Origin of the sequence: Mesorhizobium sp. M1E.F.Ca.ET.063.01.1.1 (genome assembly GCF_003998155.1) — a bacterium.
GTDB lineage: Bacteria > Pseudomonadota > Alphaproteobacteria > Rhizobiales > Rhizobiaceae > Mesorhizobium.
Window position 1 is genome coordinate 1 of sequence record NZ_RZSC01000110.1, and the last position, 12,175, is coordinate 12,175.

Consider the following 12,175-nt stretch of genomic DNA (forward strand, 5'->3'; position numbering starts at 1 on the left):
ATCTCGTTCAGCCATCCCCGCATCTCGTCGACCATGTCCAGGCCGACGACGCCCGCATGCACGCGGCGATCGAGAAGCCAGTCGCGCGCCTTGCCGATGCCCATGGTCTGCGCCAGGAGCTCGCCGAACGAATGGACCACCACGCCGCGTTCGCGCAAGGCATCGACGAAAACGTCATGCTCCTGGCGTGCTCGTTTCACCCACAGCACGTCGTCGAACAGCAGCGCCTTGCAATTCTCCGGCGTCAGCCTGCGCAGGCTGAGATCCGGCCTGTGAACCATCACCTCGCGCAGGCGGCCGACTTCCGAATGGACCCCTAGATTTGTCATGGGAACGAACTCTCAAAGCGGGCTGACGGCGCCGGTCCACATTTCGTAGACGGCAAGGATTGCGACTGCGACGAGTGCGACCGCGATGACGGTTTCCACGGGATGGAAGACGCGCTGATTCCCTTCTCGACGGGCCCAGACATAGAAGATGATACCCGGCGCATAGAGGATCGCGCACATGAACAGATAAGCCGGTCCCGCCGCATAGACGAGCCACAGGCCGTAAGCCGTCGCCAGCAACCCCGCGATGAGAGGCCCGGCGCGCTGTTCGCCGCTCTCATAGCTTTCCCCAGTCAGGGCCAGCTTGGCGGCGAAGGCTCCGGAGAAAATGTAAGGCACGAGGATGGCCGCCGAAGCGATGTAGAAGAGCGCCTGATAGGTGCTCTGCGCAAAGAGCGTGATCACCAGGAAGGCCTGAACGAGCAGGTTGGTGATCAGCAGCGACGTCGAGGGCACGCCGCGTTCGCTTTCCCGGCCGAAGAATTTCGGCATCGTCCCGTCCTTGCCGGCGACATGCGGTATCTCGGCGGCGAGCAAGGTCCAGCTCAAGAAGGCGCCGACGACCGAAACGACGAGTGCAAGATTGATGAGCACGGCGCCCCAGGGTCCGACGACGGCCTCCAGCACGCCCGCCATCGATGGGTTCTTCAAGGCGGCAAGCTCGGGTTGGCTCAGGATACCGAGCGAAAGCAGCGAGACCAGCGCATAGAGCGCGAGGCAGGTGAAGAAACCGAGCACCGTCGCGGTCGCGATGTCCTTGCGGCGCTCCGCCCGGGCGGAGAACACGCTGGCCCCTTCGATGCCGATGAAGACCCACAGCGTCACCAGCATGGTGCTCTTCACCTGAGCGGCGATGGTACCGAGAGAGGCATTGCCGAGCCCGGTGAAGTCGAGCGACCAGACGTTGAGCTTGAAGGCGACGGCGACAATCCCGACGAAAAGGACAACGGGAGCAATCTTGGCTACGGTCACGATGGTGTTGACGACCCCGGCCTGGCGAATGCCCGCGAGGATCAGCAAGTGGATGAGCCACAAGAGGATCGAGGCGCCGAGCACCGCCTGCCATGTATTCCCGTCACCAAAGGCAGGGAAGAAATAGGACAGCGCGCTGAAGACGATCACGGCGTAGGACACGTTGCCGACCCAAGCGCTGATCCAATAGCCCCAGGCACTGTTGAACCCTATGAAAGGCCCAAACCCTGCCTTGGCATAAGCATAGGGTCCCGCATCGAGATCGGGTCGGCGCACCGCCAACGACTGGTAGACGAACACCAGCGCGAGCATGCCGATCGCCGTGATCGTCCAACCGATCAGGATCGCCAGAGGACCGGCGCCGGCTGCCATGTTCTGGGGCAGACTGAACACGCCCGAGCCCACCATCGAGCCGATCACGAGCGCTGTCAGCGATCCCAATCGTAGCTTCGTCGATGCGGTGGTCGTGGCCTCCCGGATTGGGATATTGACCTCTGTCGTGGACATGATGCGCTCCCGTTGCGAACAGTGGGAGGATTTCGCAGCAAACAGAACTGGCGGCCTTGACGCCGGTCAAATTTGGGCATTGCGCCGACAGGCGTGTCGAGACGGCCGCAGTAATCTACAGGAGCTGCAAGGCGCTGTAGCCGGCAGCGGCGGCGGCTAACGTCATGCCGGCCAGGGGCAACCAGAATCTCACCGGACCCGCAAATACCGCCAGGGAAAGGCGTCCGACCGCGTTGGCCATCAGCGCCGTCAGCACCGCGTGTCCTACCGTTTCGATCGAGATCGAATGCTTGACCAGGCGCAGAGCGCTGAGCACTGAAGCATCGACATCGAACGCGCCCGCGATCGCGGAGCTCGCCAGCAGGCCCCGTTCTTCGAACTGCGAAGCCAACGCGGCACTGGCCGTCGAGGCCGATGCGAACAGCAACGCAAAGATCAGCAGAGGCGCCAATTCGAATGGATTGCGCGTCGGGGCGGGGTTCTCCGGCTTCTGGCCATGGATGACCAATGCGATTGTTCCGCAGGCGCCGAATGCCAGTGCGGCAGCGAGCGCGGGCGCGGCGATGAATGCTGCCACGCTCGGCGCCAGAGCCAGAACCACGACGCAGACACGCAAGATCGAAACCATTGCCGCCAGCGAAGCCGCGCCCGCAAAAGGCAAGGGACTGCTCGCCGTGTTGGCGGTGCGAGCCAGCGACAAAGTGACGGCGGTGGATGAGACGACAGCGCCGGCAAGCGCGCTCACAATCAGCCCGCGAGCGTTTCCGAGAATGCGCACCGCGACGTAACCGGCGAACGAGATCGAGGCCATCAGCACCGTCAGGAGCCAAATCTCGCGCGGGTTGAAGCCTCCCCAGGGATCCAGCGTGCGGTCCGGCAGCAGGGGCAGCACGACCGCGGTCATCACCGCGAGTATCAATGCCGAGCGAAGCTCCAGCCAGGTCAGGCGCTGCAAGAGTCCATGCAAGACCTCGCGGCTTGCAAGAAGTGCCGCCAGGGCTGCGCCGCCTGCGGCCGCAACCCGGAAATCGCCAGCCACGCAGAGCGCCCCAAGGGCGAAGACGGCAAGGCCCGCGACGACGGTCGTGACGCTGAAATCCTCATCGTGTGAGGCTTCGCGTGCCTTGTACCATGCGAAGATGCCAGCAAAGGCGAGGAACCCGGCGACCAATACGGAATTTTCGGTGAGCGCCTGGGCCAAAGCCGCAAAAACACCGCCGAGGAGGCCCGATATGCCGAAAGTCCGGATGCCGGCCGTGCGGCTACGATCAGGGGCATCGCGCTCTCGCCAGCCTCGCTCCAACCCGACCAGCAATCCTATCGCCAGGGCCACTGCAAGGCGGGCTATGAGCGAGTCCATCATGAGGTGCCTCAAGGCTGCGCATGCTGCCGTCCGCTTCGATCAGCGGTCGGCATCGCGTGACTTCCTCTTTGGGTCGCCATGGCAAGGATCAACTCTCTATCGCCTCGCGGCCTGAAACTTCCGCGATGAAGATCCTGAAGAACACAGGGGGGAGACGCTCCAATTCCGGGGACGCGGCCGGCTTGAGCGCACCTGGCTCCCACCAATCGGAGTGTCTGCTCAAGACGGACCACGCGTGATCCCGCTGAAGCTTGTGCCCGATCCGATCCGGAAGCTCCTCATAGCGGCCATAGGCGATCACGCTTCTCCAACCTCGATCCGTGCCGTGTTCGTCGACCTGAACCGACACCAGCGGATTGGAGCGCATCCAGTCGATCTTCTTGCCGGGCATGGAAAAGGCATAAAGATGATTGTCCGCGTGGGCATAATAGAGCGGGACGATATAGGGTTGCCCGTCTTTCGTGCAGGCCAGGTGACCGACGCGATTGGCCGTCAGAATTTTCGTGCACTCCAGAGTGGAAAGTGTGCGGATCTGCATCGGTGGACTCCTAGGTGCCGGCTTGTTGTCATGATTTGTTTGCGGCATGCGCCGCGGGCCGCCTTCTGTCGTTGGCGTTACGGCGTGCCTGAGCAACGAGAGCCATGATGTCGAGGACCTCACTGTCGGAGAGCTGTGGGAAGTTGACGTAGTAATAGCTGAGCGCGGGGAAGCGGGTCGGCTGGCTGAGACAGATGAGCAAATCGGCCTCCCGCGCAAGTTCGGCTGCGGTGTCCGCGGGCGCCACTGGAATTGCGACGACGATTTGACGAGGCGAGCGTCGCTTCAGAGCGCGAATGGCAACCTTCATCGTGGTTCCGGTAGCCGCCCCGTCATCGACGATGATCGCCGTCTTTCCGTCAACCGACAGGGAGGCGCGCTTTCCGCGATACGCCGCGCGCCGCCGCTCCAGCTCCGGACGCTCCTTGGCGATCAGGAAACGAAGCTCGTCATCGTCGAGAGCGTAGGCTTCCACGATCTCCCGGTTGAGAACGACATCCGGCGGGTCTCCATCCACGATGGCGGCAACGGCCAGTTCCGCATTGCCCGGCGCCCCGACCTTGCGGACGAGGACCAGGTCCAGCGGCGCCTTGAGAACCTTGGCCACCTCAGCGGCGACGGGAACCCCGCCGCGCGGCAAGGCCAGAACAACCGGATCCCGCAGATCGAGCGTGGCAAGCTCGGCAGCGAGTTTCTGTCCGGCCTCCTGGCGATCGCGAAACATCGGTCATTCCTCCGGCCATAAATGACGAAGCGACTTCTTCATCGAATTGCGGACCTGGACGATCTCGCCATGAGAGATATGGCGGTCGAGGAGCTTGAACACCGCCGCGATCGCCTTGTCGATGTCGACCTCCGCCTCGTAGCCGAAGCTGTTCCTGACGCTGATGACGAAGTCGCGCTTCGTTCGCTCGCTTGCCGGTTTCGCAGGGCTCCACCCTTCAAAGTAAATGCCCCTGACCAAAGTCGGCAACTGGGCTGACAGATCGGCCATTTCCTCCGGCGAGAGCCAGTCGCGCAAAGTGTGCAACACCGATCTCAACAACCGGAAAGCGCTCTGTTCGTTCCAATCCAGATCCTTGGCGAGTTCGTTCGCCCATTGCTGAGCCTGCTCGGCTGCATGCGCTATGGAAGTGTGTGAGACAGAGTGCGCCATCGTTGGGACCCTTCGACCTGTCCCTTTCTCCGCCATTTAGACCTGCGCGCATTGCGTTTGATCAATTCGCGCGCGCCCTTGACCATCCGGCTCATGCTTGGGCCACTGGCGGATCGTCAAGGAGAGGCTTCGGACCTCGCCGGCGCCCGAACTCAACCGGTCGCAGCAGTTTGGAAGGCGGTTGCAGCGAATGTGAACAAGTCAGGGTAGGATATCGAAGCTATTGGATATAAGCTTGATGGCAATGCGTCTTGTCGGCAATTGAGGACTGTCGTGGATCGGTTCATTGCTCTGGCCAACATCGCTCATTTCGAAGATCTGCTTGCCCGGGAAACCGACCCGGAAAAGCGGATGATGATCCGAGGCCTGCTTGCGCGCGAAAAGGAGAAGCTCAAGATCGCAGAGCGCCAGGCAGAGACCAACCAGAAGCGGGCTGCTCCTTCCAGGGCCGACGATCAATCGGTGTAAGCGAACGACGCCTGCAGGCGGAGAGGTTCTTTCTCAGTGCGCTGCCTGGCGCACTGAGAAAGTGATCGTTCGAGCCGTTATGCGGCCTTCACGGTGATCTTCTTCTCGGCCTTCCGGGCTTCTGCCGTCTTGGGCAGCTTGACCGTCAGCACGCCCTTGGCGAAGCTGGCGTCGATCTTGTCGGCGTCGACCCCCTCAGGCAACTGGAACGATCGCTGGAAGGAGCCGTAGCGGCGTTCCGAGAGGTAGTAGTCCTTCTCCTTTTCCTCCTTCTCTTCGTTCTTTTCGCCCTTGATCGTCAGCACCCGGTTGGCGAGCTTGATCTCGATGTTCTTCTCATCGATGCCCGGCAGTTCGGCCGTGATCTCGTACGCATTGGCCTTTTCCACCAGATCCATCGCCGGCGCCACCGACCATGCGCTGTTCACCGCCGGCAAATCCCGGCCGAACAGCGAACGGGTGGAGGGCAGGCGGAAGTCGAACGGATGGAAATCATCGAAGAGCCGGTCGATTTCACGACGCAGGCTCTCGAACGGTCCCATCCAATTGTCCGACCGGGCAGGAGCGGGAGCATTCTTCTCGGACTTCACGGGCAGTTTGGTAGGGGCTTCAGCCATGGTTCTCTCCATGAGACAGATTGATTGATCAGCAAGTGCCGCTGCCTCCGCTCTTCCGCCTTAGGGTACCCAACAGGCGCCAGAGCCGGAGGCCAGCGGACCCGCCCGACGGCGTCTTCGCTGAACCGGTCCATTGCTTCGCGATTTCCGCGTTTGACGCGGATCGTCGCGCCCGCATCGCCAATTCATGCTCGGCCGATCGAGGCTGGCATCAAAGCACCGGCCTGAGCGGGCATCCTTGATCCGCATCAAACAGGCGCGAAGAAGAGAGCCGGTCGCCACCGAACGCCCTGAAGGTTCCTGGCGGCTGCCAACGACGACGTCTAGCCCACATGCGTCCGCGCGCGCTGACAGACGAGTTTGATAGACATCAAGGCACCGCGCGCCGGAAGGGCGCAATTGCAAGGGTGTTTCGCTGTTGCGCGAGGAGATCGCATGTCCTGCAATACGATGGTCGTCATAGTGGCTGTGGACGCGGATCGGGCATCGGCCATGCAGATTGCGGCGGCACCGCCCCAGCTTTTCGGCTGTCAGGCCAGCGTCAATCGCTTCCCGTCTAGCTGAGGGCTCGGGGATGGCGACCGGCAGAGTCGATCAACCCGAACGGCCGGCAAGCGAGCCGAACTCGATCGGGCATTCCTTGGTTGTCGCCGAGCACGCCTACTGGTCCCTTGGAACGGATCAGTTGATCGGGCAACTGGAGACCTCGACCTCCGGTCTTTTGAGCGTCGACGCTGCGATCCGCCTCGCCAAATTCGGCCGAAACGCGCTGGTGCCGCGGTCCGGCGGATCCGCATTGGCTGTCTTCGCCCGCCAGTTTCGCAGTCCGCTGGTCCTGATCCTCATCTTTGCCGCCGCCGTTTCGGTGTTTGTCGGCGAGGGCCATGAAGCAGCGATCATCGGCGCGATCGTGCTTGCCAGTTGCGTCCTCAGCTTTACCCAGGAATATGGCGCCTCTCGCGCTATGGAGGCGCTGCAGCAGCGTTTCTCCCGCAGGGCAATCGTCCTGAGGGACGGTTTCGAACGCACGATCGACGTCGAGGACATCGTTCCCGGCGACGTCGTCCGTCTGTCAGCCGGCAATCTCATCCCAGTCGACGGCGTGATCCTGGAATCGCGGGATTTCAATGTCAGCGAGTCCGTTCTGACAGGCGAGACCTTTCCCGTCGTGAAGTCGGCCGGCCGCTCCGCGCCGGACGCCGGTATCGCGGAGCGGACCAATGCGGTCTTCACCGGCACTTCTGTTCGCAGCGGAACGGCAAAGGTGCTTGCGGTCGCCACGGGAACGAAGACCGAGTTCGCATCGATCGCCGAAGCCTTGGAGCGAAAGATTCCGGAGACCGAGTTCGCTCACGGCATCAGGATGTTCGGGTATCTGATGACCGAGATCATGCTTGCGATCGTCATCCTGGTGTTCTTCGCCAATGTGATGCTCGACCGGCCGTTGATCGAATCGCTGCTGTTTTCGCTTGCCCTGGCGGTTGGCCTGACGCCCGAACTGCTGCCCGCGATCATCAGCGTCACCTTGGCCAAAGGCGCGCGGACAATGGCCACCGGCGGTGTCATCGTGCGTCGTCTCGATGCGATCGAGAACCTGGGCAGCATGGACCTGCTCTGCACCGACAAGACGGGAACGCTGACAGAGGGCGTCATCCACCTCGATGGATCGTTCGACGTCGAGGGCAATGCCTCGAAGGATGTTCTGCTTTGGGCGCTGCTGAACGCCACTTTGCAGACCGGGCTGAAGAATCCCTTGGACGAAGCAATAGCGAATACGCAACCCGGACAGGAGGATCTGTCCGGGTTCACCAAGATCGACGAGATCCCATACGATTTTGTCCGCAAGCGGCTGTCGGTCGCCGTGCAGCAGGGGGCGCGCGAACAGATCCTTATCACCAAGGGGGCCGTACAGAACGTTCTCGATGCGTGCGCCTTCGTGCAGGGTCCGCACGGCCCGAAATCCCTGGGCCCGGCGGAACGCCAGGCCATCGAGGAGAAATTCAGGCATTGGAGCGCGCAAGGGTATCGCGTCCTCGGCGTGGCGATCCGGCGATTTCAGAACAATGCAAGCTTCAGCCGCGACCACGAAACCGCAATGGCGTTCGCGGGATTCCTGCTCTTTCTCGACCCGCCAAAGGAGGGCGTGCGGGAAACGCTTTCGGCACTTGCCTATCGCGGCATCGGAGTAAAGGTCATTTCAGGCGACAACCGCTATGTCGCCGCGCATCTGGCCGAGGCCGTGGGCCTGCGGGCCGACAGGATCATGACCGGTGACGACCTGTCGAGACTGACGAAGAACGGGCTTCTGGCCAGTGTCCGCAGAACCGATCTGTTCGTCGAGATCGATCCGAACCAGAAAGAACGCATTGTCGAGGCGCTGCGCCGGAGCGGCCACGTCGTCGGCTATCTTGGGGATGGCATCAATGACGCGCCGGCGCTTCATGAAGCCGACATAGGCATTTCGGTCGATACGGCTGTCGATGTGGCCCGGGAGGCCGCGGACATCATCCTGCTCAAGCGCGATCTGGGCGTGCTGGTGCAGGGCGTCGATGATGGCCGAAAGACCTTCGCCAATACGATGAAATACATCTCGATCACGACCAGCGCCAACTTCGGCAACATGATCAGCATGGCCGCCGCTTCGCTCTACCTGCCGTTCCTGCCGCTGCTGGCCAAGCAGATCCTGCTGAACAACTTCCTTTCGGACATTCCTGCCCTGGCCATCGCGAGCGACAACGTCGATGCCGATCAGTTACGCAGGCCGCGGCGCTGGGACATCCGTTTCGTCCGACGCTTCATGGTGAGTTTCGGACTGGTGAGCTCGTTTTTCGACTTCGCGACCTTCGCATTCCTTCTTCTTGTCGTACGCGCCGCGGCGACCACGTTTCAGACTGCCTGGTTCATTGAATCCCTGCTGACGGAACTCGCCATCGTGCTCGTCGTGCGCACGCACAAGAGGCTATGGCGCAGCCGTCCCAGCCGTTTGCTTGCGGTTCTCACCCTGGGCATTGGCGCCATTGCCATCGCAATCCCGTTCGCTCCCTTCGCCGATTGGTTCGGGTTCGTCCCGCTGCCGGGACCGGTGCTGGCCGGGCTGCTCGCGATCACGGCGCTGTACGTCATCGTGTCGGAGGTCACCAAGACCTGGCTTTTCGAGCACGGCAGCCGAGGCAAACGCAGACGAACGGCGGGCAAACATGAGAGGCAAACGACAGGCAAATCGGCCCACGCCTCTGGATGAGAGGGAGGAAGCGGCTTGCAGACCAACCAGCCGGGCGCGACTGCCCGCACCGATGCAAAAGACCATTCCATGAGCAGAGGGCGTGCGATTTGGAACCGAGCCGAGGCCTGCTCGACCGGCTGGCGGCAAGGGGCTTGCATGCCTGGGCACGGGCCGCCGCCCGTGCGCTATGACGGTCACCACCCCGCCAGGCCGGTTGGTCCATTGTCAGCCTCCGACCGCGGCCTTGGCGACGTTCACGCCAAGGTCGTAGACAAGCTGCCCGCCGTAATAGCCTGTTGCCGTGACAAGGGCCGCGCCGGCTATTTCAATAGCGGGTATGGCGAGGGTCAACGTCCCCAGTTCGCGATTTCGCACCCACAGCACGAGTCGGATGAGGCCCCAGCCCAGAAAGGTGAAGGCGCTGATCGTGCCCAAGCTCTCATGGATCTCGGCGACCTCGCTGCTGAAACCGGCGGCCTCGGCGTAGTCAAGGGCCATGCCGCCGAAGAACCAGGTGACGACGGCGAACAATCCCGCGGTGACGGCAACAAAGGTGGAAATCGTCCCTACGCCCGAACGCATCGTTACGGCATTGCTTCCGGCAAGCGCGGCGAGATCGATGATCACAAGTGTGTAGATGAGCACAATAGGGAAGTGCACCAGAATGGGATGGACATGCTGAATTGCAGGCATCGGAAATTCTTCTCCAGAAACAGTGAGGGCGGCAGCCGTTGGACGCTCGATCGCCTGTCAATCGTCGCTGTCGCCGAATTCTTCGTCTTCCTGACCGCCGCGGGCGCCGGATACGGATTTGCCGCCGTCACACTCGTCGTCGCCGACGCCTTTGACCGCCTTGGGACCGATGGTGTTCATCATGGGGATCGCCTCAAGGTCGATTGGGCCGAAAGCTGTGGAGGAGGGTGCACATGACCCGTGATTGGATTCAGCGGCGGCGGGTATGACAAAAGCGGTGAGGCCTGCAAGGGCGACAAGCAAAACAGGGACATTGCGCATGGTTTCGGATCCTTCTCTGCGCGCCCACGATCGAGCGCGATGCCCTTTGATAGAGACCCGGTCCTTGCCGCCGGCTGACGATGATTGACAGCGGTTTGACAGCTTCCGCATGCGACAGCTCGCTTCCATGAAAATCGCACTGATGCGCTTGGCAGCTCTGAGCGTGGCCGGACTTGTCCTGGCCGCGCCATTTGCCGTTCGGGCGCAAGACGACGACGACGACCACGATCGGGCACGCGATCTATATGAACGCGGCGAGATCGAGGGCCTTGCCGGTATTCTGAGCATCGTCCGAGCCAAGGCTCCCGGTGAGATTGTCGCCGTCGATCTCATTCGCTCAGGAGGCAAGTGGGTCTATCGGGTTCAGGTGGTCGCTGCCGACGGTCGCCGCAGGATCGTCGACGTCGACGCCAGGGCCGGCGCCGTTGTGGGCGGTGAAGGCGACGACAGATGAAAATCCTGGTGGCCGAAGACGAACCACGCATTGCGACCGACATCGCGGCGGTCTTGAAGGCGTCGGGCATGGCCGTCGATATTGTGGGTGATGGCGAAGCGGCCTGGTTTGCAGGCGATGTCGAGAGCTATGATGCAGCGATCCTCGATCTGGGATTGCCGAAACTCGACGGTCTCACGGTGCTGAAGCGCTGGCGCGCCAATGGCCGCCGCTTTCCAGTTCTGATCCTGACGGCGAGGGGCCTGTGGACCGAGCGTGTCGAAGGCATCAACGCCGGCGCCGACGACTACCTTCCGAAGCCCTTTGAAATGGAGGAACTGCTGGCGCGGCTGCGCGCCATTCTGCGCCGTTCAAGCGGGCAGGCGGCGCCTGTCCTGCAATCGGGCCCCTTGCTGCTCGACACGCGCCAGATGCGCATTTCGCTCCGCGGCGCTCCAGTGGCACTTTCGCCGCTGGAATACCGCTTGCTGGCGTTTCTGATGCATCATGCCGGCCGCGTGGTCCCGCCAACCGAACTTGCGGAACATCTGTATAGTTCAGGCAATGAACGCGATCCGAACACGATCGAGGTCATCGTCGCGCGTCTGCGGCGCAAACTCGGTAATGACATCATCGAGACGCGACGCGGGTTCGGATATCTCGTGCCTGACGGGCCTGGCTGATGGGCAATTCGATCCGTTTCAGACTTTGGTCGGCGGCGGCCGTATCGATTATCATTGCTCTGGCCATCGCCGGCGTTGGCCTGCGTTATCTGTTTGAACTGAACGTCGAGCGGCGGGTCGTCAGTGAGCTGACCGTCGACCTCAATGAACTGATCGGCGCGACGAGTTTCGCAGCCGACGGCCGGCTGTCGGTCGAAGCGGCGCTGGCCGACCAGCGTTTTGCCAGCCCGTTGTCCGGCCACTACTGGCAGGTGGAAGATCTGGCCACGCATAGCCTCGTGCGATCGCGCTCCCTGTGGGATGCGACGCTGACCTTGCCGGAAAAGGTGGCCAATGGCGAGCTGAGAAAGGAAGAGCTCAAGGGGCCCGGCGGAGAGCTCACCGTCGCCGTCGTGCGCACGATCACCGATGCCGACGGGCGGGCCTTTCGCGCCATCGTGGCGGAAGACCATCGCAACGTCGAAGTGTCGGTGGGCGAGTATGTCCGCGATCTCGCGCCAGCGCTCACGATGCTCGCCTTCGCGCTGATGGGAGCGTTCTTCATCCAGATCACCGTTGGTTTGGCGCCGCTGGAAAGCCTGAGGGTTGCCGTCAAAAAGGTGATTGCGCAGCGGACGGCGCGGCTTGACGTGGCCGCGCCGAGCGAAGTCCAGCCATTGGCCGATGAAATCAACCGCCTGCTCGACGCCCAGGAGAAAGCTCTCGCTCGCGCCCGCTCGCGCGCCACCGATCTCGCGCATGGCCTCAAGACACCCCTGCAGGTCCTGTCCGCCGATATCCGGACTTTACGCAAAAAGGGCGAGACCGGGCTTGCCGACGAAATCGAGAAGAGCGCGGGCGCAATTCGCCGCCACGTCGAGCGGGAGCTGGCC

General features: G+C 62.3%; 14 protein-coding genes. 5 read left to right on the plus strand and 9 right to left on the minus strand.

Annotated elements, in window-relative coordinates:
- The 6 genes from EOA29_RS11270 to EOA29_RS11295 form a co-directional block, all read right to left on the minus strand.
- Positions 1 to 329 (minus strand): arginine deiminase family protein (locus tag EOA29_RS11270; protein WP_245468452.1); only part of this gene is annotated, 329 nt, incomplete at its 3' end.
- Between the two features lie 12 nt (positions 330 to 341).
- Positions 342 to 1,808, minus strand: a complete 1,467-nt coding sequence (gene arcD / locus EOA29_RS11275) for an arginine-ornithine antiporter (RefSeq protein ID WP_127220906.1) — start codon at positions 1,806 to 1,808, stop codon at positions 342 to 344.
- A gap of 115 nt (positions 1,809 to 1,923) precedes the next feature.
- Positions 1,924 to 3,168, minus strand: coding sequence for an MgtC/SapB family protein (locus tag EOA29_RS11280; RefSeq protein WP_126095760.1), 1,245 nt, complete (start codon positions 3,166 to 3,168; stop codon positions 1,924 to 1,926).
- Positions 3,169 to 3,259: 91 nt separating this feature from the next.
- The gene (locus EOA29_RS11285) at positions 3,260 to 3,709 is read right to left on the minus strand and encodes a pyridoxamine 5'-phosphate oxidase family protein (RefSeq protein WP_126092039.1); all 450 of its coding nucleotides are present in this window, start codon (positions 3,707 to 3,709) and stop codon (positions 3,260 to 3,262) included.
- Between the two features lie 28 nt (positions 3,710 to 3,737).
- A complete protein-coding gene (locus tag EOA29_RS11290; RefSeq protein ID WP_126092040.1) occupies positions 3,738 to 4,433 on the minus strand; it encodes a phosphoribosyltransferase in 696 nt (231 codons plus the stop codon).
- Positions 4,434 to 4,436: 3 nt separating this feature from the next.
- Positions 4,437 to 4,865 carry a DUF2267 domain-containing protein gene (locus EOA29_RS11295; RefSeq protein WP_126095761.1) on the minus strand — a complete coding sequence of 143 codons (429 nt, stop codon included), beginning with the start codon at positions 4,863 to 4,865 and terminating at the stop codon, positions 4,437 to 4,439.
- Between the two features lie 273 nt (positions 4,866 to 5,138).
- Here EOA29_RS11295 and EOA29_RS11300 point away from each other — a divergent pair, with 273 nt between their 5' ends.
- The gene (locus tag EOA29_RS11300) at positions 5,139 to 5,333 is read left to right on the plus strand and encodes a hypothetical protein (protein ID WP_126092041.1); all 195 of its coding nucleotides are present in this window, start codon (positions 5,139 to 5,141) and stop codon (positions 5,331 to 5,333) included.
- A 77-nt stretch (positions 5,334 to 5,410) separates the two neighbouring features.
- On the opposite strand, the gene EOA29_RS11305 is transcribed toward EOA29_RS11300, so the two are convergent.
- Positions 5,411 to 5,950, minus strand: a complete 540-nt coding sequence (locus EOA29_RS11305; RefSeq protein WP_126092042.1) for an Hsp20/alpha crystallin family protein — start codon at positions 5,948 to 5,950, stop codon at positions 5,411 to 5,413.
- 574 nt (positions 5,951 to 6,524) lie between these two features.
- Between EOA29_RS11305 and mgtA the strand changes: the two genes are divergently transcribed.
- Positions 6,525 to 9,191 (plus strand): magnesium-translocating P-type ATPase, encoded by a 2,667-nt coding sequence (gene mgtA / locus EOA29_RS11310; RefSeq protein ID WP_126092043.1) that lies wholly within the window; start codon positions 6,525 to 6,527, stop codon positions 9,189 to 9,191.
- Between the two features lie 207 nt (positions 9,192 to 9,398).
- On the opposite strand, the gene EOA29_RS11315 is transcribed toward mgtA, so the two are convergent.
- On the minus strand, positions 9,399 to 9,866 hold the full coding sequence (locus EOA29_RS11315; protein WP_126092044.1) for a DUF2231 domain-containing protein: 468 nt from the start codon (positions 9,864 to 9,866) through the stop codon (positions 9,399 to 9,401).
- A gap of 57 nt (positions 9,867 to 9,923) precedes the next feature.
- Positions 9,924 to 10,187 carry a hypothetical protein gene (locus EOA29_RS41020; RefSeq protein WP_127299322.1) on the minus strand — a complete coding sequence of 88 codons (264 nt, stop codon included), beginning with the start codon at positions 10,185 to 10,187 and terminating at the stop codon, positions 9,924 to 9,926.
- Between the two features lie 109 nt (positions 10,188 to 10,296).
- Here EOA29_RS41020 and EOA29_RS11320 point away from each other — a divergent pair, with 109 nt between their 5' ends.
- The 3 genes from EOA29_RS11320 to EOA29_RS11330 form a co-directional block, all read left to right on the plus strand.
- Positions 10,297 to 10,641: a PepSY domain-containing protein gene (locus EOA29_RS11320; RefSeq protein ID WP_245464885.1), complete on the plus strand. Its 345-nt coding sequence runs from the start codon at positions 10,297 to 10,299 to the stop codon at positions 10,639 to 10,641.
- Positions 10,638 to 11,303 (plus strand): response regulator transcription factor, encoded by a 666-nt coding sequence (locus EOA29_RS11325; RefSeq protein WP_126092045.1) that lies wholly within the window; start codon positions 10,638 to 10,640, stop codon positions 11,301 to 11,303. Before EOA29_RS11320 ends, EOA29_RS11325 begins: the two co-directional genes overlap by 4 nt.
- Positions 11,303 to 12,175, plus strand: an 873-nt coding sequence (locus tag EOA29_RS11330) for a sensor histidine kinase (RefSeq protein WP_127220907.1), incomplete at its 3' end; no start/stop codon positions are given. The genes EOA29_RS11325 and EOA29_RS11330, both read left to right, overlap by 1 nt.